The sequence below is a fragment of the Chryseobacterium sp. 'Rf worker isolate 10' genome, from assembly GCF_050753305.1.
GTDB lineage: Bacteria > Bacteroidota > Bacteroidia > Flavobacteriales > Weeksellaceae > Chryseobacterium.
In genome coordinates this window covers 1-24564 of sequence record NZ_JBOZOF010000001.1, presented here as the reverse complement: position 1 = coordinate 24564, position 24564 = coordinate 1, and the positions used below count along the sequence as shown (strand labels likewise).

15 protein-coding genes are annotated in these 24564 nt (G+C 37.5%); 1 reads left to right on the top strand and 14 read right to left on the bottom strand.

Annotated features, from left to right (window positions below; translation table 11 throughout):
- Nucleotides 1–221 precede the first annotated feature (221 nt).
- From LKL37_RS00075 to LKL37_RS00055, 5 genes are all read right to left on the bottom strand, one after another.
- Complete coding sequence (locus LKL37_RS00075; RefSeq protein WP_431610420.1) at nucleotides 222–1784, bottom strand: calcineurin-like phosphoesterase C-terminal domain-containing protein; 1563 nt, start codon at nucleotides 1782–1784, stop codon at nucleotides 222–224.
- 70 nt (nucleotides 1785–1854) lie between these two features.
- Entirely contained in the window at nucleotides 1855–3303 is a 1449-nt protein-coding gene (locus LKL37_RS00070; protein WP_431608565.1) for a SusD/RagB family nutrient-binding outer membrane lipoprotein, read from the bottom strand.
- A gap of 11 nt (nucleotides 3304–3314) precedes the next feature.
- A complete protein-coding gene (locus tag LKL37_RS00065; RefSeq protein ID WP_431608564.1) occupies nucleotides 3315–6278 on the bottom strand; it encodes a SusC/RagA family TonB-linked outer membrane protein in 2964 nt (987 codons plus the stop codon).
- Nucleotides 6279–6767: 489 nt separating this feature from the next.
- Nucleotides 6768–7514 (bottom strand): glycerophosphodiester phosphodiesterase family protein, encoded by a 747-nt coding sequence (locus tag LKL37_RS00060; protein WP_431608563.1) that lies wholly within the window; start codon nucleotides 7512–7514, stop codon nucleotides 6768–6770.
- Between the two features lie 170 nt (nucleotides 7515–7684).
- The gene (locus tag LKL37_RS00055) at nucleotides 7685–10771 is read right to left on the bottom strand and encodes a carboxypeptidase regulatory-like domain-containing protein (protein ID WP_431608562.1); all 3087 of its coding nucleotides are present in this window, start codon (nucleotides 10769–10771) and stop codon (nucleotides 7685–7687) included.
- Between the two features lie 323 nt (nucleotides 10772–11094).
- Here LKL37_RS00055 and ligA point away from each other — a divergent pair, with 323 nt between their 5' ends.
- Nucleotides 11095–13101 (top strand): NAD-dependent DNA ligase LigA, encoded by a 2007-nt coding sequence (gene ligA, locus LKL37_RS00050; RefSeq protein ID WP_431608561.1) that lies wholly within the window; start codon nucleotides 11095–11097, stop codon nucleotides 13099–13101.
- 79 nt (nucleotides 13102–13180) lie between these two features.
- Here ligA and LKL37_RS00045 read toward each other — a convergent pair whose 3' ends face one another.
- The 9 genes from LKL37_RS00045 to LKL37_RS00005 all read right to left on the bottom strand — a co-directional run bounded on the left by LKL37_RS00045 (nucleotide 13181) and on the right by LKL37_RS00005 (nucleotide 23950).
- A complete protein-coding gene (locus LKL37_RS00045) occupies nucleotides 13181–13639 on the bottom strand; it encodes a hypothetical protein (protein ID WP_431608560.1) in 459 nt (152 codons plus the stop codon).
- A 31-nt stretch (nucleotides 13640–13670) separates the two neighbouring features.
- Nucleotides 13671–15386: a HAMP domain-containing sensor histidine kinase gene (locus LKL37_RS00040; protein WP_431608559.1), complete on the bottom strand. Its 1716-nt coding sequence runs from the start codon at nucleotides 15384–15386 to the stop codon at nucleotides 13671–13673.
- Between the two features lie 5 nt (nucleotides 15387–15391).
- Nucleotides 15392–16501: a sensor protein KdpD gene (locus LKL37_RS00035; protein ID WP_431608558.1), complete on the bottom strand. Its 1110-nt coding sequence runs from the start codon at nucleotides 16499–16501 to the stop codon at nucleotides 15392–15394.
- Between the two features lie 57 nt (nucleotides 16502–16558).
- Complete coding sequence (locus tag LKL37_RS00030) at nucleotides 16559–17644, bottom strand: porin (protein WP_431608557.1); 1086 nt, start codon at nucleotides 17642–17644, stop codon at nucleotides 16559–16561.
- 69 nt (nucleotides 17645–17713) lie between these two features.
- Nucleotides 17714–18271, bottom strand: coding sequence for a potassium-transporting ATPase subunit KdpC (gene kdpC, locus LKL37_RS00025; protein ID WP_431608556.1), 558 nt, complete (start codon nucleotides 18269–18271; stop codon nucleotides 17714–17716).
- Between the two features lie 10 nt (nucleotides 18272–18281).
- Nucleotides 18282–20321, bottom strand: a complete 2040-nt coding sequence (gene kdpB / locus LKL37_RS00020) for a potassium-transporting ATPase subunit KdpB (protein ID WP_431608555.1) — start codon at nucleotides 20319–20321, stop codon at nucleotides 18282–18284.
- Nucleotides 20322–20496: 175 nt separating this feature from the next.
- Nucleotides 20497–22191 carry a potassium-transporting ATPase subunit KdpA gene (gene kdpA / locus LKL37_RS00015; RefSeq protein WP_431608554.1) on the bottom strand — a complete coding sequence of 565 codons (1695 nt, stop codon included), beginning with the start codon at nucleotides 22189–22191 and terminating at the stop codon, nucleotides 20497–20499.
- A gap of 6 nt (nucleotides 22192–22197) precedes the next feature.
- A complete protein-coding gene (locus LKL37_RS00010; protein ID WP_077415921.1) occupies nucleotides 22198–22275 on the bottom strand; it encodes a potassium-transporting ATPase subunit F in 78 nt (25 codons plus the stop codon).
- A gap of 352 nt (nucleotides 22276–22627) precedes the next feature.
- Nucleotides 22628–23950 carry a sigma-54-dependent transcriptional regulator gene (locus LKL37_RS00005; protein WP_431608553.1) on the bottom strand — a complete coding sequence of 441 codons (1323 nt, stop codon included), beginning with the start codon at nucleotides 23948–23950 and terminating at the stop codon, nucleotides 22628–22630.
- Nucleotides 23951–24564 lie beyond the last annotated feature (614 nt).

Genomic DNA, 24564 nt, shown 5'->3' with positions numbered 1-24564 from the left:
TTGCAATCATCCTGTATAAAAGTTCACATAAGTTGAAAATGCAGATTTTTATAAAAGCTTAAGTGCACTTCTTATATCCAAAGTTATAGCTTTAAAAACTTAAGTAATTAAAAATTTTTGGGACTTTTGTGGTTAATCTAGGGCTCAGCAAAAAATTAAAACCGGCTCATGGGAACCGGTTTCAAAATCTAAAAAAAGGTATAGTAAAAAAAATAAAATGCTTAAGGAATCTGAATGGCATTCTGAACTTCAAATTCTTCTGAAGCTGAGAATTCATTTCCATACATGTCAACAGCTTTCACCTCAACTTTGTGTTTTCCTAATGGTAATTTTTTAGGAAAATCTGCTTCCCAGATATGCTTTGACATTTCAGGATTGGAAGGTCTTCTTCCCGGAAGAATTTTCTCTGTAGTGTCCCATTTGAAAACAGAAAGAGCAAAATTTGGATCTATGGTTTCATCGTATTCCATTTCTTCCCATTTTCCTCCGTCTATTCTGTATTCTACTTTGTCTTTTTTGCTTCCCATGAAGAAATTAGCCAATACTTTAGCAGAAGTTCTTGAGGATGGAATCACTTTCGGAACATATAATTTGATCTGATAGTCCTCCGGTTTTCCTGCTGTTCTGTATTTTACTCTATACTGATTGTCTGCAAAGCTGATAAAAGAATATCCTTTTGCGGTTCCATCTCTCATGGTTGAGGTAGGAAGTCCTTCATCATCCGGTGTTCCTGAATACCAATCTCCGCAAGTGGTTCCTACATTATATTCGTGTAATTCTTTCATTCCGTTCCAGCCTGCTTTTTTGCCATAGAAAATCTGCTGTTGGATGTGTGTATGCGCTGATAAAAGCAAGACATTCTGAAATGGATTCAGAAAATCAAATAATTTCTGACGGTCTGCATTTCTAAAGTTGTCTTCGTTTTTATGTTCTAATGGAATATGGAAAGAAATGACAATCAGTTTATTTTTATCTACCACTTTCAGATCGTTTTCGATGAACTGAAGCTGGTCTTCACGGAATCCTCCCCAATATCCTTTGCCATCTCTCGGATCAGGATAAAGAATATCATCCAGAATGATGAAGTGCACGTTTCCATAATTGAAGGAATAATTGGCAGGGCCAAAATTGGATTCAAATGTTTCGTCGGAAAGCCTGTCTTCTTTTGCATCATAGTTCATGTCATGATTTCCCATTACATTATACCAGGGAAGTCCCACTTCTTTCATTACATCTGCGTAAGGTTTCTGAAGGCTTAGGTTGTCTCCTACCAAATCTCCCAGACTGATTCCCAGCACAGCATTTTTCTTGGTGTTTTTCACTTCGTTTACAATTCCTCTTTTGAAATAGTCCAGTTCTTTTTCTGTGTAAGGCTGCGGATCACCAAAAACAAGGATATCAAAGTTTTTATCTTCTTTTTGAGGGTAAAGCGGGAAATTCAGTTCTTTAGGAAGATCTCCTGTGGCAGCTACTCCTTTGTATTTAAAATCTGCCGGAGAACCTTTTGGTTTATGATGATAGTAGAATTGTGGAAGATTGTTTGCGTTTAAAGCCGTTTGATAACCTGAAGGTTTGATCACAAAAATAGTCTGATCTTCCTGAACCGGCAGGCTGTATCTTCCGTTTTTATCGGTAAGAACCACCTGAACACCATTGGAAACAGATACACCTTCTATTCCTTTCTCGCGGTTTTCTTTCTTTTGATTTTTATTGCTGTCTTCGTAGACATATCCTGAAACAGATGTTTGTGAGAATGCCATTGCTGAAACCAGTACACAAGGCATTAAGAATTTTATATTGATACTCATAAGTTTTAAATCTTTAAATTATTTTTAAATTTTTCAATTGAGGTTATTATTTATTCCACCACATTTTTACATTGATATTGTCTCCACCCATAGATTGTACGGCTGCATTATAATTATCCGTATTCATCACTTTTGTCGTGGTTGGGTACATAAATCTTACAGGCATCTGCCCTCCGTTCTGAAGTCCTCCGTTATTAGGAAGTACCGGAAGTTTTGTCCGTCTGAATTCATACCATTGCTGATGGTCTACAAAAAACAACGAAATATATTTCTGAAGCATAAGTTTTCCCAGAGAACCATCATAAGCTACTTTTGTATTGCTGAAATAATTAGCCGGAACGGTTGCTCCCCATTGTTCAATAATAGATTTCACCCCTGTTTCGTAATAAACCTGCTGATTTCCTGCAACAATTCCTCTATTGACCAACTCTGCCAGGATAAACTGAACTTCAGAATAGGTCATGATTAAAATCTTTAAAGGTGCTTTTGCTAAATTTTGGTTAAGGTTAGAAGGCTGATAGTTGAAAGCTGTTCCCAACGCATATCCTGAAGGAGCTCCTTTATAACCAAGATCTTCTCCTGTGGTGGCTTTAGCTTTCGTAAAAAACATACTCATCCTTGGATCGTTATTGTCTTTCATCGCATTCACAAAGAACTCACCTGCTGATCTGTATGCCGTGAAATCCTGTGGACGGGCAATTGGTGGTAAGTATGGAGATACCCCCGAAAGCGGTAATACAGCACTGTCTGCATTATTCTGGAAAATGGGATATTGAGCCGGATTGTTGACAATTTCCTGAATTCTTTCATATACATTTACTTCTCCGTTTCTGCTTAGAATTCTGGTCAGTAATCTTAACGATAATGAATTACAGAATTTTTTCCATCCTAAAATTCCTGTCTGGCTGTTGGTATTGGCATTGTAAAACAAATCAGTTTCTGTGAGTGCCTGTGTTGTATTAAATAATGTGTTAGCTGTTTTCAGATCATTTAAAAGCTGGATGTAAATATCTTTCTGTTTATCATATTTCGGTCTCAAAATATTTTCTTCAATCTTCACCGCTTCTGATAAAGGAACGTCTCCGAATGCATCGGTAAGGTTTGAGGCAATCCAGGCATTTAAAACCATCGATATGGCCAGATAATTATTATTCTGCTCTTTTGTGGCATATTTCCGAAGATCACTTACCTGTTTCAGCCATTTATAAGAAGTATTCCAATAGCCGTTACCACTTTTTTCGTCCATATAATATCTGCTGTAGGTATTACCTTCACTCGGAAAGTCTAAAGCGATCTGCATGATATCAAAGGTAAAATCATCGGCTCTGTTATATCCATAACTTCCCATTTCATATTGAATAGGTGCAAGAAGGCTTCCTACTGACGGATCTTTGATCTTGCTGGTATCTGTATTGATTTCCTCGAATGTTCTGTCGCAGGACTGAAGCATAAAAACAGAAACAGTCAAGGCAAGATGTATGATTATTTTTTTCATTTTTAAAGATTTTAGAATTTAAGATTTAATTGAAACCCGACTGTCCTTGCAGTAGGAAGCTGTCCCATTTCCACTCCCGGAGTGATAGTCGCATTATCCAATGTAGCTACTTCGGGATCAAACATTGGAAACTTGGTCCACATCCACAGATTCTTTCCGAAAATAGCAAGTGTAAGATCATCCAGCCCTAAAGACTGAATCGTTTCTTTCGGGAAAGAATAGGCAATTCTGGCATCTCTAAGCTTAATAAAATCTGTACTGAAACTATTGGTTTCCACATTGGCTCTTCTATAATAATCTGCATAATAAGAAGATACTGTTACTCCTTTTGTGTTAGGGCTGTAAGATCCGTCAGGGTTCTGAACCACTCCTTCTCCTACAATCATTCCGCCCGGATTATCTCTTCCCGGAAGGGTAGATTTCAGTTTCCCTTGTTCAGACATTTTATGATGCGACTGAGAGTAAGCAACACCTCCATACTGACCGTCAAATGAGAAGCTTATGGTAAAGTTTTTAATCTTGAAATCATTCTGAAGACCGGCTCTCCATTTCGGGAATGCATTTCCTACTTTTTCAATGTCTGCAGGTCTTCCGGGAAGTCCGTTGTCTCCGTAAATTACTCTTCCATCTGGTGTTCTTAATAATTTAAATCCATACATATCTCCCAGAGAACCTCCTACTTCCATTTTATAGAAAACTACATCGCCTACGTTGGAAACAATTCCGTCGAAACCTTCTGGTAACGTCATTACTCTATTTTCATTGGTAGACCAGTTTCCACCTACTTTCCATGAGAAGTTTTTACCTTTAACGGCTAAGATATCTGCTGAAAGCTCAAGACCTCTGTTTCGGATTTTCCCTGCATTGATTACCCTTTTGGAATAGCCGCTTTCATAAGGAAGAGACACCGGAATAATCTGATTTTCGCTGACGTTCTGATAAGCAGTAAGATTAAGGTTCAATCTGTTTTTGAAAAGACTGAAATCCATACCGGCTTCAATATTGGTGTTCTTCTCTGGTTTAAGAGAAGGATTGTTAAAAGTGCCCGGTGCCACTACGCTTCCGGTAATATTACTTGCGGTATAATAATTGTCCAGAAGATAAGGATCACTGTCTATCCCTACTTTTGCCCATGAAGCTCTCAGTTTCCACAGATTAAGATTATTACTTTTCAGGTTAAATAGGTCTGAAAGAATAAAACTGGTACTCACCGAAGGATAAAAGAAGGATCTGTTCTGCTTCGGAAGTGTAGAACTCCAGTCATTTCTTCCGGTAACATCTACAAATATTTTATTGTCATATCCCAGCGTAAGCAATCCGTAAACACTGTCTACATGCTTATCTCTAGGTGCTGGATACTTAACCGGAATAGAAAGCGCATTGGTAAGGCTGTACTCACCGGCAGTTTTCAACCCGATTGCCTGATAATCGGTCATCAAGTATTCATTATAACGGATACTTCCTCCTACTGATGCGGAAATACTGAATTTATTCCAATCTGCTTTGTAGGAGAATAAAAGATCATTATTATATTCCTGATTCTTGATAAATTGTTCTCTGTAGAAACCTTTCAGGTAATTGGCAGAACTCCACGGTCTTTTGGTCGTTCTTTTTTCGTTCAGAATTTCAAGTCCTGACCTCAGCATTAAACTGAAATTTTTATTAAACTGATACTCTGCCGTGATATTTCCTGTAATGGTCTTTTTTCTTACCCCATTCAGCATTTCGTAGGCAATCATATAAGGGTTGTCGATATAAGAACTGAAAGGGTGTATCTGATCTACCTGCTCCTGTCCGGGTTTCCAGATGGGTCTGTACCATTCAAGATCTACGTTAGGATTTTGAAAAATCATGAAATAAGAGATTGACTGGTTGTTGTATCCGGTCGCAGGAAGATTGTCACTGGTAGTCGTGTTATAAGCAAATTTGGTTGAAATTTTTAATTTTTTAGTAAGCTGATGAGCAAATGATAAGGCGAAATTGAACCTGTCAAAGCCTGTATTCGGCATCATCCACTCGTTATTAAGGTAAGTAAGTGAAGATCGGAAACTTGTTTTCTCGTTGGAACTTTCTACGGAAATGCTGTTGGAATAGGTAGAACCTGTTCTCCAGAAACCTTTGATGTTATTTTCGTAAGGTCTCCACAGCTGTCTGTCTTTACTTTGTCCCTGCAGGTTTGGATCATACTGGAAGTAATACTGCCCGGCAAATTTAGGCCCGAACGCACTACTTGTACCACCAGTGCTCGGTCCATCTGCGGAAAGACCATAAGAGTAGTAAAAGTTTCCTGCTGTATTGGTTGCCAGAGTTCCCTGTCCGTATTCATATTGCCAGTCCGGCCATTTCAATACGGAATCAAAGCTTGAAGAAGAATTAAAAGTTACCCTCAGTTTTCCATTTTTTGTTTTACCGGATTTTGTGGTGATCATTAAGGCTCCGTTGGCGGCACGGGATCCGTATAATGCAGCTGCAGAAGCCCCTTTCAATACAGTTACAGATTCGATGTCATCCGGATTGATGCTGTTCAGTCCATTTCCAAGATCAATCGGAACATCACCTCCGGAACCAGCTCCGTATGCTGCGGTACCGGAACCTGTGGTAGAATTTCCCAATGGTACTCCATCTACTACGATCAGGGCATAGTTATGATCCATCATGATAGATTTTTCTCCTCTCAAGGTAATTCTGGAAGTCCCAAGAGGCCCTGCACCGGCTGTCTGAACTTTAAGACCTGCCACTTTCCCTTCCATGGACTGTGCCCAGTTGTTGTTTTGGGTTTCTTCAAATGTTTTGGCTTCTACTTTTTCTGCAACATACCCCAAAGCTCTGTCGTGCCTCTTGATTCCCAAAGCAGTGACCACCACTTCGTCAAGTCCTTTGATCGTATCTTTTTTAGCTTTCTGCTGAGCTGCCAGATTGACGCTGACTAATCCTAACAGCGACAAAACCAACAGTTTCTGTGTCTCTTTACGCATTTCCTTTTTGTTTGCGCAAAATTAGAACGACATAACAAGGATCACCTTAACACAATTTTAACGTTTCTTAAAAATTTATTAAACAATATATTAATCCACCCTTAATAACATTGGATAAATAATTAATTAACAAATACTTAAGTAATTAAGTATTATTAATACCGTTTCGCAGTTGTATTTGTGTATCTTTATTGTCTTGCCTTGAGATAATACTACATAACACGCTCAAACAATTGATTTTCAGTAACATATTACAAATTCAATTATACTCTTTCTTTCGCTATTATTAAGAAGATGTGTTTAGTGTCTAAAAAGAAACAGTCTGCCCTTTTAAAATAAGGCAGACTGTGTAAATTATGATTGTTATTGGTTTAACCGAGATGTCTTTTTAAACCACCCGCCAAAAATTCTTTTGAATTTTTGCCATCCCTTGGAGGGGTGGGAATATTTTGTCCTTCAGTTGTACTATTGGTGAAGGATATTCAATCGTTATTTATTCTTTAGCTGATCAGGAATATTGGTGGTTACGAACCCGATTCCCTGTTTTTTCAATTCGTCGTATACGGCAACGTCATTTACTGTCCAGGCATTGGTGATTAATCCTAAAGCTTTTGCTTCACCAATCCAGGTAGGGTTTTTCTGGAAAACACTGTAGTGGTAATCCATCCCGTCCAATCCTTCTTTTTTGATCTGTTCAGGAGAAAGCTCACCGTTCAGATACTGTACTTTAAAGGCAGGAGCTAGTTTTTTGATTTCTTTACAGATATTCAGGCTGAAAGAAATAAACTCACTCTGAGATTCCAGTTTCATGTCTTTGATCATTTTGATCGTCTTTTGGGTGATCTCATTTTCAATTTCAGGAGTCTTGGCAGGTTTGATCTCGACGATCAGTTTCAGAGCTTTGTCTTTTTTTCCCTGTTTTAAATAGTCTTTTAAAGTAGGAAAGTTTTCTCCGTTGGATAATTTCACGGCTTCCAATTCTTTGAAAGTAGCTTCTGAAATTTCCATATTACCATGGTGCTCATCATGATTGATCACCAATACACCATCTTTGGTCATTCTCACATCAAATTCGGATCCATATACTTTTAACTTCTGGGCATTCTCCAACGATTGAAGTGAATTCTCCGTTGTAGGAGGCTGAGCCTGGAAATATCCTCTATGGGCAATGATCTGGGTTTGTGCTTTCATCATAACTGTACTTAAAACTGCTAACCCTAAGATAAAATTTTTCATAATATAATTTAGATAATTTATAAAAGAAGTCATGAAACTTCTGATAAAGGTAGTTATTAAAAAATGGAAACCACAAAGACATACAAGATTTTCGGGCTAAAACTAAGGTTATGTCAAACCAATCAGCCGTTTCAAATTCTTATATGTCTTCAGTGGTTCATAAACAGAAATTAGAAGGAATACTTCGCTCCGATCTGGATCTGGTATGGATTTCCGGATAGCGGAACCAAGCCACCTCCACTTACGTTTTTGGTGTATTCATACTGCATCGTATCCTTGTTAAACTTGGTTACTTTATACAGAGAGGTGTTTCCGTATGATTTGTTTACCCCCCATTCTTTGTTAAGAAGATTGGCTACGTTGAAAATATCTACAGAAAGTTCAAAAGCACCTACTTTGTCAAATTTTATTTTCTTCGCTACACGTACATCCCAAACGCCATAGAATCCGTTTTTACCTCCGTTACGTTCTGCAATTTTTCCGTTGTACTCGTTGATATAATCTTTCAGAGCCTTTCCTACCTGTGGATCGTCCAGAATCGCTTTGGTTATATTCGGGAAGATAAAAGCAAGGTCATTGGAATCTACGAAATCTCCATTGATATTTCCTCCTGTTGTAGCAGAGAAACGGGTACCTCCGATTCCTGAATATCTGATCCCCAATGTAAATCCTGCAATGGTAGGTGAGTTTCCGTAGATCACCACTTTATTACGGAACTGGTTATCCGAATAGGTCATTCTTAAGTCTCTCGGATCACTCTGAATCATGGTAGACAAAGTAGCAGAGTTGGCAACGTTTCCGTTATAAGAAGTATTGTCTTTGATGTCGGACCATGTATAACTTGCCGTGATTTCTCCGTCTTTCCAGTAGCGGTAACTTGTATCTATTACGAATGAGAACTGGTTTACTTTACCATCACTTACCAATTCCAGTACTCTACCAAAATTTTTATTGATTCTTCCTGCTTTCCAGTCAAAGCTTACACTGTTATTCGCGTTATTGGTAATAGCACTTGTAGGGATGAACACTCCTCTTCCACCTTCATTAGCCAATGTGAAGAAAGGATTGGCCACCATGTTTCTGTCATAGTAATAATAATTATTTCTACCCAAAGCCATATATCCTGCAATTCCTGCTCTGAACCTTTCATTGAAGAAATGGGTGTAAGAGATATTCGCTTTATAAACGATTGGAATTTTTGCATCTTTCCCTGTATAGTTGATGGTTGGAATCTGGTACTGAGCAAGTGAAGGAACCGATCCATAATCATTTCTATAGCTGTTAAAATCAGGAGTAAGACCAATAGCTGTAGGATTCACATCCACAGTAGCCAAATGTTTTCCGTCGAATACAAGGTTGTTGATGATCATATAATTGTTGATATCGGAAGAGAAAATTCCGGCACCGAACTTAAGGAAGTCTTTATTTCCTTCATTGATGTTCCAGTCAAACTGGAATCTTGGCTGAATCACAAATGATTTGATTTTATTATCCGTTCTGATTCCCATTTCATCAAACAATTTCTGGTTGAGCTCTGCTTTTGGATAGCCTCCATAGTCTAATCTTAAACCTGCCATTAAGTCAAGACCTTTTGCTATTTTTGTCTGGAATTGTCCATATACTCCGATATTCCAGATATTTGATCTTACAGACGGATCTTCCATTAATGGAACTTCTCTGTAGAATCTGTAAGGTGTCATCGCATCGAAATTACTCATTCCCTGGAAATGGAATCTTCCGTTCACTTCGCTTCCGTACACAGATTTTGCTGTTGTATACATCAGGTCAGCTCCGAAAGTATATTTTACCTTATCGGTATTGTAGTATAAGTTATCTACAACCTGGAATACATTATTTCTAAAGCTTTCCTGCCCGAAACGGTGCCCTCCGATCTGGATATTGGTAGATCCCGCACTTGAAGCCACTCCTTCCACAATGGCTCTAGGAACAGGTTTTCCTAACTGATTGTTCTGGTAACTGTCCTGGAAAGTATAAAGATACTGAGCCTTTAATTCATTGGTTAAATTAGGCTGCAGGTTGGTTCTTAAGGTTAACAATAAACTGTTGTCAAGGTTTTTATCGTTTCCATAAGATTCGAAGAAATTGATATTGGTATTATCACCCAATCCGTTTTTATTAAGATCGTAGGTGAAGTTATTTCTTAGAGTCAATAAGTTTTTTTCGTTGATCTGCCAGTCTAAACGCAAAAATGCAGCATCAGAGTTTCTTACTTTATCAAACGTTCCGAATTGCGGGCTGCTTCCTACCCCATATTTTGCTCTTGCAATATCCAGAAACTGATTAAGAGTCTGCGTGGTAGTACTGAATCTCTTCTCATCATCCGGAGATTTGATATCAGCAATAGCCAACGGTCTCGAATCCAACTGGTGATCCCATGCTACGAAGAAATGTAATTTATTTTTAATAATCGGTCCCCCCAATGAAAATCCGAACTGGGAAGTAGAGAAATCATTATCTCTTTTGTTTCCTCTGATATCGTATGGGCTGGAAAGCCAATTGGTTCTTAAATATTCCCAGGCACTTCCGGAAAACTTATTGGTTCCTGATTTGGTAACAGCACTTACCGTCCCACCACCGCTTCTTCCCAATGTCACATCATATTGGTTGGTGGTAATTTTGAATTCACGTACTGCTTCAATAGAAATGGAAAAAGGGGCGCCGCTTCGGCTGGTAGTAGCTCCTGCGGAAGTTGGGTTTTTCGCCGTCATTCCATCAATCGTAAAATTGGTAGAAGATCCTAGCTGTCCGGAAAGGTTACCTCCTTTTCCGCTTAATGGAGAAAGTTCAGCAAGGTTAGCAAAGTTTCGTCCGTTTACCGGAAGCATGCTGATGTTTTTAGCAGAAATGGCTGTAGCGGCTCCAAGATTTCCAATCTTGTTTTTAAGGTTTCCGGTAATCTTTACTTCTTCAATGTTCTTTTCATTACCAAGATCCATATTCACAGTCACCTGATCACCGAAGTTGACACTGTAACCTTCTTTTTTATCATCGTTTACAATGACTGTGTAAGGCCCCCCAAGAGGAATTTCTTTAAAAATATACTCCCCTTTTGAGTTCGTTTCCGTTTCCGTTCTGAATCCTGTAGACTCATTCACGATCGTTACTTTCACTTTTTCCTGAGCCGTACTTCCAGGCCCGGTAACTTTCCCAACAATAGAAGCCTGCGTGGTCTGTGCATAAGCCATTGTCCCAAGCCCTAAAAACAATAATCCCAGTACAATCTTTACTTTTTTCATTTCTTCCGAAGATCTTTATGATTAATTTTTTTGTGATCGTCCAAGAACCTCTTTGATTTTCATATCAATAGATCATTAGAGGTTTCTTTCAATTAGATGTGCAAAGGTATCTTGACTTTAAAGGCAGGCTGTTTAAGAAAGTTTTAACATTTTTTTAATTAAATCAGAACGATATGTTAAATTACTTTAAACACATGTTTTATTTCCTGCAAAACCAGTTGGTTAAGGCATATTACGTATTCTTAATTTTCCTGTAATATTTAATTCCGTTATTTTTTAAATGCGATTACTTTAGTTATTTTTGCTCAAAAGATAGAAAGCCAATGTCTGAAAACATTCAACAAAAGATAGAACAGCTCCGCAAAGAGCTTCACCAGCATAACGAAAACTATTACCTACTGGATACTCCCACCATTTCGGATTTTGAATTCGATATGCTTCTGGAGGAACTACAGAATCTGGAAGCCCAATATCCTGAATTTTATGATGAAAACTCTCCTTCAGTACGTGTAGGTGGTGGTGTTACCAAAGTTTTCCCTACGATTCAGCATAAATTCAGAATGTATTCTCTGGATAATTCCTATGATTTTGATGATCTGGAAGACTGGGAAAAAAGAATCATCAAAACGATTGAAGATCCGGTAGAATTTGTTGCTGAATTGAAATATGACGGTGCTTCTATTTCTATTCTTTATGAAAACGGAAAGCTGTCACAGGCAGTTACCCGCGGTGACGGTTTTCAGGGAGATGAGATTACCCCGAACGTAAGAACCATTTCAGATATTCCTTTGACTTTAAAGGGTGATTTCCCTACTCATTTTTTCATGCGCGGAGAAATTTATCTGACCAGAAAAAACTTTGATAAACTTAATGTACTGCGTGAGGAAGAAGGTCTTGATCCCTTCATGAATCCAAGAAATACAGCCAGCGGAAGTTTGAAAATGCAGGACAGCGCTGAGGTAAGAAAACGCGGACTTTCTTCTGTACTGTATCAGTTTATCTCCGAGGATATTCCTGCAGAAACGCATTGGGAATTACTTCAAAAAGCCCAAGGCTGGGGCTTCAAAACCTCACAGCAGGCCAAATTATGTAAAACGATGGCTGAAGTACAGGAATTTATTACGTTCTGGGATACGGAGCGCCATAACCTTCCTTTTGAAATTGACGGTATCGTTTTAAAAGTGAATTCATTACAGCAGCAGAGACAGCTTGGTTATACGGCCAAATCTCCACGCTGGGCCATGGCTTATAAATTTAAAGCAGAAAAGGTAGAAACAGAACTTCAAAGTGTGTCTTATCAGGTGGGAAGAACGGGTGCTATCACTCCTGTTGCCAACCTTAAACCTGTTTTGCTGGCCGGAACAATTGTAAAAAGAGCTTCTCTTCATAATGAGGATATCATCAAGAAACTGGATCTTCATGAGAATGATTTTGTGTATGTAGAAAAAGGAGGTGAAATTATTCCAAAAATTGTAGGGGTAAACACGGATAAAAGAACGGAAGAAAGCAAAGAAATTGAATACATCAAACATTGCCCTGAATGCGGTACTGAACTGGTAAAAATTGAAGATCAGGCGATCCATTTCTGTCCGAATGAACTTCACTGTCCGCCACAGGTAGTAGGAAGAATGATTCACTATGTTTCCAGAAAAGCTTTGAATATTGACAACCTTGGAAGTGAAACTATTGAACAGTTATACAGAGAAAAACTGATTGAAAATCCTGCTGACTTTTATGTTTTAACGAAAGAACAGCTTCTTCCACTGGAAAGAATGGCTGAGAAATCTGCTCAAAATATCATTACAGGAATCGAAAAATCTAAAGAAATTCCTTTTGAGAAAGTATTGTACGGAATCGGGATCAAGCATGTAGGAGAAACCGTTGCCAAAAAACTGGTAAAAAACTTTCCAACGATTGAAGAATTGAAAAATGCTACTGCAGAAGAGCTTTGCCAGGTAGAAGATATCGGGGCGAAAATTGCGGTAAGTATTGTAGAGTTTTTCCAGAATTCAGAAAATCTATTGATGATCGAGCGCTTGAAATCTTACGGAGTACAGCTTGAAAAAGGAGAAAGTACGAATGAGGTTTTATCCAATGTTCTGGAAGGAAAAACATTCCTTTTCACCGGAAAATTGTCTTTATTCACGAGAGAATCTGCCGAGGAAATGGTAGAAAAGCATGGCGGGAAAAATATTTCTGCGGTTTCGAAAAACCTTAATTATCTAGTAGTAGGTGAAAAAGCAGGAAGCAAACTGAAAAAAGCTCAGGATATCGGAACGATTGAAATTTTGGATGAGCAACAGTTCCTAGATCTAGTTGAGAAACAATAAGTTTTAACAATATTTTCACAAAAAAACCATTGATTTCTTTCAATGGTTTTTTTTATATCTTTTGAACATACTCAATACTTTACTTGAAAACAATAATCGTATACGGATTTTTCTGTCCTGCTTTAGGCAGTATCAACCTGATATGTTCTTTATTCTTATAGTAATCTACATAAGGTTCTTTAGTAATGATCTTCCCTTTCTCAGTTTCTTTATATCCGCCTGCCAATATCAGTTTAAGATATTGATCATATTCTTTTTTATCTTTAAACTCAAATTCAATTCTGTCTTCTGATTTTTCTTCTGCATATTCAAACTTTCCTATTTTCGAAGTATAATCCGGGGAATCATATTCGTTTAAAAGGAAGCCTAAACCTTCTGTTCTGTCATAAAATTTAAACTGAAGCTGTTTCATTTCTTTTTTAAACTCATCCATGGTAAGTTTATTGAATCCTTTAAGCTTTTCTAATGTAAAAGTCTGTGCAGAGACCTGAATACTCAGTAAAACTGAAAATAATAAGAGTCCTAAGGTTTTTCTCATTTCTATTTTTATCACAAATATAAAATAATCCTTATGAAACCGGCAGTCTGAAATAAAACGTACTTCCATTATTCAGGGAACTCTTCACTCCTATTTCTCCGTGTTGTTTTTCAATGAAGTTTTTTGAAATTGCTAGGCCCAGCCCTGTTCCATTCTGATGTTCTCCGGGAACCTGAAAATAGCGGTCAAAGATCTGGCGATGGTATTTTTCATCAATTCCGCTTCCGGTATCAATAATACTGAACTGAATGAATGAATTTAGTTTTTCTACCACAATCTTAATATTTTCATCCTGAAAAGAGTGTTTTACAGCGTTGGTCAGGAAATTATTCATGACCCAGACTGTTTTATCAAAATCTGCAGTCACAGCATCACTATCTTCAAGAAGATATTCTGTACTGATGGAAATATTTTTCTGCTCGGCCAGTTTTTCAACATTCTTTACAGCAGTCTGTACAATTTCTTTCGGAGAACATTTTTCAACCGTCAGTCTGATATTCCCGGATTCTACCTGAGAAAGATTAAGCAATTCTCCAGTGATATCCAATAAACGCTGTCCGTCTTCATTGATGCTTTTCAATAATTCCTGCTGCTGCTCGTTCAGTTCTCCAAACTTTTGGTTTCCAAGAAGCTGTACGCCCATTTTGATAGCCGAAATTGGAGTTTTCAGTTCATGGGAAATTGTCGCAATGAAATTGGTTTTAGCAAAATCCAGTTCTTTGAAAGGGGTAATATTTCTTAACAAAATTACTTTTCCAATATATTTTTTTTCCTTTTCACCCGTCTTTACGATATTGATAGGAATAATATCCTGTTCAAAATAATTCTCCTTATTATCACGAACAATCTTGATAGGATCTTTTACCGGATGATCTATATTTTTCAGCAGCTCGCGGATAAGATCGTTATTGATGGCTACTTCATGAGCTGTTTTTCCAATAATTTCTTCTTTATGGAGGTTGGTAATTTTCAGAGCTTCATCATTGATCATGTAGATAAAATGGTTCTCGTCCAAACCAATCACAGCATCATGCATATTGTTGACCAGTGTTTCGATCCGTTTTTTATCCATCAACTGTTTGGAAAGCGTGCTGCTTTCGTATTCCTGAAGCTTTTCTGCCATGGTATTGAATGAATCTGCCAGACTGCTGAACTCTTCACTTCCTTTGAAATGAACTCTTTCATTATAGTTTTTATCAGCAATCTGTTTGATACTGAAAGTAAGCTGATTGATGGGTTCCGCAATGGTTTGGGGTAAATTGAAAAGCAATATAAAAGCGATCAGAAAGCATACGGTTCCTAAACTTACGATCCAAAAAGTGGCATTTTCTGCTGTAATAATCGCAATATCACTTTTCCGTTCTATGCCTTTCATATTCAAAGACATGATCTTAGCCAGATCCTCACGAATAAGTTTTTCTTTATGGATATCCGGTGCTTTCAGATAACTGCTGAAATGCATATTGAGGTTCTGAGTGGCTTCTCTTTCTCCAAATTCTGTAAGGTTTTTTTCCTGCAGCTTATTATTTTTTCGAAAATCTGCTATCGCAACAGTACTGTCAGTACTGATGTTATCCAGTGCCAGAAGCATGTTTTTGGAAAACTCCAGACTGTTGTAATTGGCCGTAAGGATCTTTTCAGTATCGGATTTTAATTTATTAATATATACAGAACCTATCACTGAAAGCAAAACAATCAGTAGAAATAAAAGGCCAACGCCTAAGGTAAGTTTCGTTTTAAGTTTCATTATTTTTATGATAAAATAATAATATCTATCTGTCTTTCATTCAGCCTGTTCATAAGGGTATAAATCCAGCTGTATCCCAGCATTCGCTGCCAGAAACTGGCATGAGGCTTTCCAATGCAGACCGTGGTGATATTATGAGCAATCACATATTCAAGAATTCCGGTGTGAACACTGCTTTCTTTGATCCGGACTACTTTGGCACCTAATTCCTGTGCTAAATTAAAATTATTAATTAAATACCGTTGTTTATCGAGTGCAATTTTTTCCGGATTTTCAGATGGCTTCTGAACATACAAAACAGTCCATGGACTGTTATAGTAGCTGGCTAATCTCGCTGTTTTCCTGATAATCGTTTTGGCAATTTTCTCGTTGCTGCTGATGCAGGCCAGGAATTTTATGGGTTTAAAATTTTCAGTTTTGATCTCTGTTTCTACCTTTCTTTCAACGTGGGTGGCGACTTCTTTTAGAGCCAGCTCACGAAGTTGTAGAATATGCCCGCTTTGGAAGAAATTACTGAGTGCTGTCTGAATTTTTTCTTTTTTATAGATTTTTCCTTCTTTTAGACGGGTCAGCAGCTCATCAGCCGTTAAGTCAATATTGACTACTTCATCGGCGAGTGCCAATATTTTATCCGGAACACGCTCTGTTACTTCTACGCCAGTGATTTTCTTTACTTCTTCATTCAGGCTTTCGATGTGCTGAATATTCATGGCACTGATGACATTGATTCCATTATCAAGGATTTCCAGTACATCCTGCCATCTCTTTTTATTTTTGGAACCTTCTACATTGGTATGAGCCAGCTCATCTACCAAAACTACTTCAGGATGTTCATTAATGATGGCCTGAAGATCCATTTCCTCAAGATTTTTCCCTTTATAAAAGACCGATTTTCTTTCAATTTCAGGAAGACCTTCTGCAAGGGCTACGGTTTCTTCCCGGCCATGGGTTTCAATATAGCCAATTTTTACATCAATGCCATTTCGCAAAAGAGAATGTGCTTCCTGAAGCATACGGAAGGTTTTTCCTACGCCTGCACTCATCCCTATATAAATTTTGAATTTTCCTTTACGGGATTTTTGAATCAGTTCTAAAAAATCTTTTGCTGATGACATTGATTTTATTCTTTTTAATTTTACTTTAAACACTTTTAAATGTGGTTAAGCTGATCATTAAAACCAGGCTGCAAGACTTGTTGTAATGAAGAAATTTCCTTTTTTAAATCCATCATTTTTCGCAAAAATGGCATCTTTAGCACTCAACCCTCTTGCTTCTGTACGGAAAACTACATTTTTAAAGATCGCATAATCTACATTGAGAGAATAACCGAAGGTCTGAAATCCATTAGGAGTTCCGGTATTGATAATCACTCCGTTTTTATCATTGTAATATTCTAATCTTCCTGCCAGTGCCCACTTGTTATCGAATTGATATTTCATAAGAACATTCGGGCTGTACCAGATATTATACTGCTCACTTCCTTTTGATTTCTGCTCTGCTCCGATATCAAATCCCAATACCGCAGAAACCTGATCTGTCAGCTGAAAGCTTCCATACAAATCATGAAAATAGCGCATTCTTTTATCTTCTTTTGCTTTATCATTCCCGATAAATGAGCTGCTGTTCAGGGTAATTTTATCATTGGGTTTATAAGTCACCTGATGTCCAAAAGAAATACTCTGGTTTCCTTCCGGTTTTGCAATTCTTTGCCATCCATTCAATACTAATCCGCTTAAAAACCACTTCCCATTATCTGAGGTATAAGAAATTTTGGCACCTGTCTCAAAATAGGGAGAATTTTCTGCTGCAAAACTTCGTGTAAGGTTGATGTTATCTTTTCCTATAGCACTTTCCCAGCCGATATGAGACGGCATGATCCCTGCATCAATCCATAAATTTTTATTTTTTGATATTTTGATCCCAATATTAGCTTCATTTACATAGCGTAAAGCATTTTGTTCAGCGGCCATATTATCCTGGGCATACGTTCCGGCCATTAAAGCTACATTAGCACGGAGATTTTCACTCTGATAGTTAGCTTTAACCAGTCCCAAGTTAAGATTCACTTCATTATGTCTGTTATATGAGTATAAAAAGTTTTGACGCATATGATTGCCCGGCTCATTAAAATCATAGGTATAAAAGAGTTCTGCATAAGCAGAAAATGTCACTTTATTTCCAATTTTCAATGAATCTGATGATTGGGCTTTGGCTAAAAACAGCCCTGATAGTCCACATATAGCTAGATATTTTTTCACGTTAGTTTTAAGGTGTATTAATCATGTCAAAATTTAAAATCCTGACATGATTATCGGTTATTAAATTTATTATTTTAATTGATCCAAAGCGATATTAAGCTTCAGAACATTTACTTTTGATGGTCCGAAAAGTCCTAAAAACGGCTTTTCAGTTTGGTTATTAATTAAGTTTTTAACCTGCTCTTCTGAAACATTTCTCACGTTGGCAATTCTCTTTGCTTGGTACAATGCTCCTTCTTCAGAAATATCCGGATCCAACCCGCTTCCACTGGCAGTTAACAATTCTACCGGGACTTTGATATTTCTCATTTCAGGATTCTTCATTTTTAACGTGTCAATTCTTTTCTGTACAATTTCAAGATATTCTTTATTGCTTGGACCTTTGTTGCTTCCCCCACTTCCTGCTGCATTATAATTGACAGAGGAAGGGCGGCCGTGGAAGTATTTTTCAGATTTAAATTCCTGCCCGATATTGGCATAAAACTTCTGTCCTTTATCATAAACAATTTCTCCGTTTCCTTTGTTGGGAAGTATTTTAGAACCTGCGTATACAACTGCCAGATAAATACCTGTAACCACCAGCATTACAAGAGTTAATCTGAATGCTGAGACAATATGATTTTTCATTTTTTAAATTTTAATAGAATAAACTGATTACCAGATCAATGATTTTGATCCCGATGAACGGAACAATCACCCCGCCAAGGCCATAAATCAAAAGGTTTCTTCTCAATAATGCACTTGCACCAATCGGTTTGTAAGCCACCCCTTTCAACGCCAGCGGAATCAGGAACGGAATAATAATCGCATTGAAAATAACTGCTGATAATATAGCCGTTTCAGGACTGTGAAGATTCATAATATTCAGCTTCTGAAGCGAAGGAATAAAAGTGATAAAGAGCGCCGGAATAATGGCAAAATACTTTGCTACGTCATTCGCGATACTGAAAGTGGTCAATGTTCCTCTTGTCATTAGCAGCTGTTTCCCAATTTCTACAATTTCGATCAATTTTGTTGGGTCATTATCAAGGTCTACCATGTTACCGGCTTCTTTTGCTGCTTGAGTTCCACTGTTCATTGCTACGCCTACATCTGCCTGAGCTAATGCCGGAGCGTCATTGGTACCGTCTCCCATCATGGCTACCAGTTTACCTTCCTGCTGTTCCTTTTTGATGTAATTCATTTTGTCTTCAGGCTTAGCTTCAGCGATAAAATCATCTACTCCTGCTTTTTCTGCGATAAATTTTGCTGTTAAAGGGTTATCTCCGGTTACCATTACCGTTTTCACTCCCATTTTTCTCAGTCTCTGGAAACGTTCCTGGATTCCTGTTTTGATGATATCCTGAAGTTCAATAACACCCCATACTTTTTCATTAACGGATACTACCAGAGGAGTTCCTCCGTTTTCAGAAATTTTGGTTACCGCATCCTGAGTTTCCTGCGGGAAAATATTCCCGGCTTTTTCAGTCAGTTTTTTTATCGTGTCATAAGCTCCTTTACGGATTCTTGTGTCGTCAAAATCAATCCCTGAAGTTCTGGTTTCCGCTGTAAAATCAATATAAGTAGGATTAGGAACCAATAAATCTTCAGATTTCAAAGCGCTTAGTTCAATGATGGATTTTCCTTCCGGTGTTTCATCCGCTACAGAACTTAATGCAGAAGCTTTAATGAATTCTTCAAGCTGAATTCCATTAGAAGGATGAAATTGAGTTGCTTTACGGTTTCCAATGGTAATTGTTCCGGTTTTATCAAGCAGTAGAACATCAATATCTCCCGCAGTTTCTACTGCTTTACCACTTTTTGTAATTACATTTGCTCTCAATGCTCTGTCCATCCCCGCAATCCCGATTGCAGAAAGCAGACCTCCGATGGTTGTCGGAATAAGACAAACGAAAAGAGATATAAATGCCGCAATAGTAATCGGAGTCTGCGCGTAGTCTGCAAAAGGCTTTAAAGTGAGGGTAACAATAATAAATGTAAGGGTAAATCCTGCTAAAAGTATAGTTAATGCGATTTCGTTAGGTGTTTTCTGTCTTGATGCTCCTTCTACAAGGGCAATCATTTTATCTAAGAAGGATTCTCCTGGCTTTGTAGTTACTTTTACTTTAATTCTGTCTGAAAGTACTTTTGTACCTCCGGTTACAGAGCTTTTATCTCCCCCTGCTTCACGGATTACCGGTGCACTTTCTCCTGTAATTGCTGACTCATCAATAGTTGCAAGACCTTCAATGATCTCACCATCCATAGGAATCTGATCTCCGGCTTCACAAAGGAAAATATCACCTAATGTCATTTCAGCAGACATTTTAAGTCTTGTTTCTACCTGAAATCCCGGTTTATTATCTAGCACTAATTTAGCTGGAGTTTCTTCCCTTGTTTTTCTAAGGGTATCAGCCTGCGCTTTTCCTCTTGCCTCTGCAATAGCTTCTGCAAAATTGGCAAACAGAACAGTGAAAAATAAAATAATAAATACTAAAAAGTTATAGGAAAAGCTTCCCTGGGATTGATCACCAGTAAGACTGAACATGCTTACAAGAAACATGACAATGGTTCCGATCTCCACCAGGAACATTACCGGATTTTTAAACATAATTTTCGGATTCAGCTTTACGAAGGACTGTTTGATCGCTTCGTTGACCAAATCTCTTTGAAACAATGTTTGTGACTGATTTTTCATTTTTTTGAAAGAGTTTATATCATTGTAAATCAATAATCACCATCAAGGTCTGCCAAATAATAAGGAGAGTTATGGATAATATAAGTGAACGTTTCAGTAAGTGTCAGACTAGCTACCTTACGCTTTTCAGCTCCCTTAATGGTTGAATATTGATTCTAATTTTTAATGTTCACATTTATTTTGAGAAATACTGAATCTGTTCTGCAATAGGACCTAAGGTCAATGCTGGGAAGAAAGACAGTGCTGCAATCAATAGAATTACCGCCAGGGTCATAAATCCGAAAGTAGCCGTATCTGTTTTCAGTGTTCCTGAACTTTCAGGGATGTATTTTTTCTGAGCCAATAATCCTGCAATTGCTACCGGTCCTATAATCGGGATGAATCTTGAGAGTAACAATACAATTCCTGTTGAGATATTCCACCAAGGTGTATTGTCTCCAAGTCCTTCAAATCCGGATCCGTTATTTGCTGCAGAAGAGGTAAATTCATAAAGCATTTCACTGAAACCATGGAAACCGGGATTATTCAATGTTTTTGTTCCAAATTCCGGTAAATAAGCAGTTAAAGCTGTTCCTGCAAGAATTAAGAAAGGGTGAAACAAAGCCACAATCATTGCAATCTTCATTTCTTTGGCTTCAATTTTTTTACCCATAAATTCCGGGGTTCGCCCAACCATCAGACCACTGATGAATACAGCCAGAATGATAAAGATGAAATAGTTCAGAATTCCGACTCCACAACCTCCGTAGAAGCAATTGATCATCATAGCCAGAAGTTCATTCATCCCCGACAGAGGCATTGTACTGTCGTGCATAGCGTTCACAGAACCTGTAGAAATTACGGTAGTTGCTATGCTCCAATAACCGGATGCTGCACTTCCGAAGCGGATCTCTTTACCTTCCATCGCACCCAGACCCTTGTCTGCCCCCATTTGTGTAATCAAAGGATTTCCACCTGTTTCATTTACGATGTTAGGAATGGTAAGCGCCAGAAAACCGACTGTCATTACTGTAAAGATCACCCATGAAAGTTTTCTTTTATTCAGATAAAAACCTAATGCAAATACCAATGCAAACGGAATGATCATCTGAGTGACCATCTCTGTCATATTGGTCATATAATTAGGATTTTCAAGCGGATGTGCTGAATTAGCTCCAAAAAAACCACCTCCATTAGTTCCCAGGTGTTTAATCGCAACAAATGCAGATACGGGTCCTCTGGAAATATCAGCTTTCTGACCTTCCAGTGTGATGATGTGATCTTTACCTTCGAAAGTCATCGGACTTCCATTGATAGAAAGAATTAAAGCAACAATTACACTGATAGGAACTAGGATTCTGATCATTGATTTTGTGAAATAATCGTAGAAATTCCCTAATTCTGTGCTTGTTTTTTCTTTAAAAGCTTTGAAAAGAACCGCCATCGCAGCCATACCTGTTGCAGCCGTTACAAACTGTAAAAACATCAGATAAAGCTGGCTCAGATAACTTACTCCTGTTTCTCCCGAATAATGCTGCAAATTACAGTTGACTAAGAATGAAATGGTAGTATTAAAAGCCAGATCGGGTGACATATTCGGGTTTCCATCAGGATTTAAAGGAAGCCAGGCCTGATTCAGCAAAAGAAGAAAACCGATGATGAACCAAACCAGATTAATCGCCAGCATGGCATACATATTCTGTTTCCAGTTCATCTGACGGGCAGGATTAATTCCCGAAACTTTATAAATTAACTTTTCAATAGGTTCGAAAACCGGATCCAGAAAAGTCTTTTTGTATCCATAAACATTAGCTATGTATTTACCTAAAAATATTCCGATAACTAACGTGACAGCAAACATTGCTATAATGCCTAAAATTTCTGTATTCATGACCAATTAAAATTTTTCAGGTTTAATTAAAACATAACAGATATACACAAAGGCAAGTATTGAGAGGAAAAATAAACTCCACATAATTTATATTCTATCAAAAAATTCAACTGATTTATATAAAAGCCAAAACAATACTGCAAAAAGCAGAATTAAACTTATAAGCATCATATCTTAATCATTAGGGTTAAAAGAGTCAACAATACATACGATACAATCAGCAGACTCAAAGTAGAATGCTCCCGTTTTTTAAACGTTTTTCTTGAAATTGTCATTTTTAAATATTTTATTCAGAGACTATATGCCAAAAGAAAGTCCATTTTAAAACATAACCACATAAAACATTGAATAACAATCAATTAATCCCAATAATCAAACTATTGAAAAACAGAAAAGCCTATCAAAATGATAGGCTCTTTATTAAAATGATAAATAATTATTTTACTCCGTATTCTTCCAGTTTACGGTATAGCGTGGCAATACCAATCTCAAGTAACCGGGCTGCTTCTGCTTTATTTCCTTTGGTATACTGCAATACTTTTTGAATATGTATTTTTTCCAGCGATCGAATGCTTAATGAATCACTTTCCGGAACTGTTTTTTCAGAATAATGAGGAAGACTTTCAGCATCCAGGATATTGTTATCCATTAAAATTAAACTACGTTCTACAGCGTTTCTGAGTTCACGTATATTTCCTTTCCAATCATTTTTTTCCAGGGCTTTATAATAGTCGGGATCTACCTGAACCCCTGTCAGATGAAGCTTGTGTGAAAAAATATCTATAAAATGTTTGGCAATCGCCTTTAGATCTTCTTTTCTTTCTCTTAATTCAGGAAGAGCTATCTCGAATACATTCAGTCTGAAATAGAGGTCTTCTCTGAAGTTTCCCTGCTTTATTTCATCTTCAAGATCTCTGTTAGTCGCTGCAATTAATCTGAAATCAGATCTGGAGACCTTTGTTTCACCCATTTTAATAAATTCTCTGCTTTCCAAAACTCTGAGCAGCTTTGCCTGAAGTTCAATCGGCATCTCACCAATTTCATCCAAAAACAGAGTTCCTCCGTTAGCTTCTTCAATCAATCCTTTTTTATCTTTTACAGCACCGGTAAAAGCACCTTGCTTATGACCAAAAAGCTCACTTTCCAGAATCTCTTTACTGAATGCTGAACAGTTGATGGCTACAAAGCTATTTTTCTTTCTGTCACTTCCCTCATGAATAGCACTCGCAAAGACCTCTTTTCCGGTTCCAGTCTCACCCGTAAGAAGAACAGCAGCATCTGTTAAAGCTACTTTTTCAGCCAGCTTTTTAGCCTGTAAAATTAAAGGCGACTTACCAATAATCTGATCAAAGCCTTTGGTAACAACCTGCTGAACCATTCTTGACTTATTATCTTTTACCTTATCCAGAGCCTTATACACCAATGGAATAATTTTCTCATTATCATCTCCTTTCACCAGATAATCATAAGCTCCATTCTTCATTGCTTGTACTGCATCCGTGATATTCCCAAATGCAGTCATCAGAATGATTTCCAGTTGAGGATATTTAGTTTTAATGGACTTGATCAATTCGACTCCAAAAGCGTCAGGAAGACGAACATCACTAAGAACAACATCAAAATCATATTGCTCCAGCATGGTCATCGCTGAACGTGCTGTAGAAGCTTCTTTTACATTAAAATTTTCTTGGGAGAGGATCATTCCTAGTAATTTAAGGAGCTTGATCTCATCATCGATGATCAGAATATTTCCTGACATTATAATTATTTTTGGAAAACTGGTACAAACTTATTGAATTTATTCGAGTATAATGAGGTTATAGAAGTAAATAGTTTTTTGAATAGCTAATGATGATTGATAATCCGAGTTGTGAGTTTCGAGTTCCTGGGTTAGTAACGGAGAGCTATTAGGAGTTTTAAAATCCTGATTCCTATAGAATAGATGGGTAGATTTCCATTTATCATTCCGCAGGAATAAAGGCCTATTGATGATAGTTTTAAAGGATGTAAGATGACAGGATAATGCTTAAATTTTTTTAGCATTTAGTATTAGCAGTGTCATGCTGAGCGAAGTCGAAGCATTTCAATTACGATAAATTATATTTCTGCTATTATAATTCTATGGAAGAGCTTTGTTTAGACTCCTTCGGAGTGACAATCGTGTGAGATAGAAAATTGTCATGATGGTAAAGACCCATTAAAGTAAAAAGTTAGGTGCTGGAACAAGGGAGATGAAAGCGAGAGAGGCTGGGGGAAGTGAGAGAGGTTGGATTGTTTGGGTTATTGTTGTTATTGGTATAGGTATAAAACAAAAAAAATCCTTTATCATCAGATAAAGGATTTTTTAAAAATAAAATAAAAACTGGCGGCGGC

What these genes read in the sequence shown, in the direction of transcription:
- LKL37_RS00060 (WP_431608563.1), bottom strand. Translation starts at nt 7,514, where the DNA reads ATGAAAAATTTTATCTTAGGGTTAGCAGTTTTAAGTACAGTTATGATG.
- LKL37_RS00040 (WP_431608559.1), bottom strand. Translation starts at nt 15,386, where the DNA reads ATGAAACTTAAAACGAAACTTACCTTAGGCGTTGGCCTTTTATTTCTA.
- kdpA (WP_431608554.1), bottom strand. Translation starts at nt 22,191, where the DNA reads ATGAATACAGAAATTTTAGGCATTATAGCAATGTTTGCTGTCACGTTA.
- LKL37_RS00070 (WP_431608565.1), bottom strand. Translation starts at nt 3,303, where the DNA reads ATGAAAAAAATAATCATACATCTTGCCTTGACTGTTTCTGTTTTTATG.
- LKL37_RS00005 (WP_431608553.1), bottom strand. Translation starts at nt 23,950, where the DNA reads ATGTCAGGAAATATTCTGATCATCGATGATGAGATCAAGCTCCTTAAA.
- ligA (WP_431608561.1), top strand. Translation starts at nt 11,095, where the DNA reads ATGTCTGAAAACATTCAACAAAAGATAGAACAGCTCCGCAAAGAGCTT.
- LKL37_RS00045 (WP_431608560.1), bottom strand. Translation starts at nt 13,639, where the DNA reads ATGAGAAAAACCTTAGGACTCTTATTATTTTCAGTTTTACTGAGTATT.
- kdpC (WP_431608556.1), bottom strand. Translation starts at nt 18,271, where the DNA reads ATGAAAAATCATATTGTCTCAGCATTCAGATTAACTCTTGTAATGCTG.
- LKL37_RS00010 (WP_077415921.1), bottom strand. Translation starts at nt 22,275, where the DNA reads ATGTGGAGTTTATTTTTCCTCTCAATACTTGCCTTTGTGTATATCTGT.
- LKL37_RS00065 (WP_431608564.1), bottom strand. Translation starts at nt 6,278, where the DNA reads ATGCGTAAAGAGACACAGAAACTGTTGGTTTTGTCGCTGTTAGGATTA.
- LKL37_RS00055 (WP_431608562.1), bottom strand. Translation starts at nt 10,771, where the DNA reads ATGAAAAAAGTAAAGATTGTACTGGGATTATTGTTTTTAGGGCTTGGG.
- LKL37_RS00075 (WP_431610420.1), bottom strand. Translation starts at nt 1,784, where the DNA reads ATGCCTTGTGTACTGGTTTCAGCAATGGCATTCTCACAAACATCTGTT.
- kdpB (WP_431608555.1), bottom strand. Translation starts at nt 20,321, where the DNA reads ATGAAAAATCAGTCACAAACATTGTTTCAAAGAGATTTGGTCAACGAA.
- LKL37_RS00035 (WP_431608558.1), bottom strand. Translation starts at nt 16,501, where the DNA reads ATGTCATCAGCAAAAGATTTTTTAGAACTGATTCAAAAATCCCGTAAA.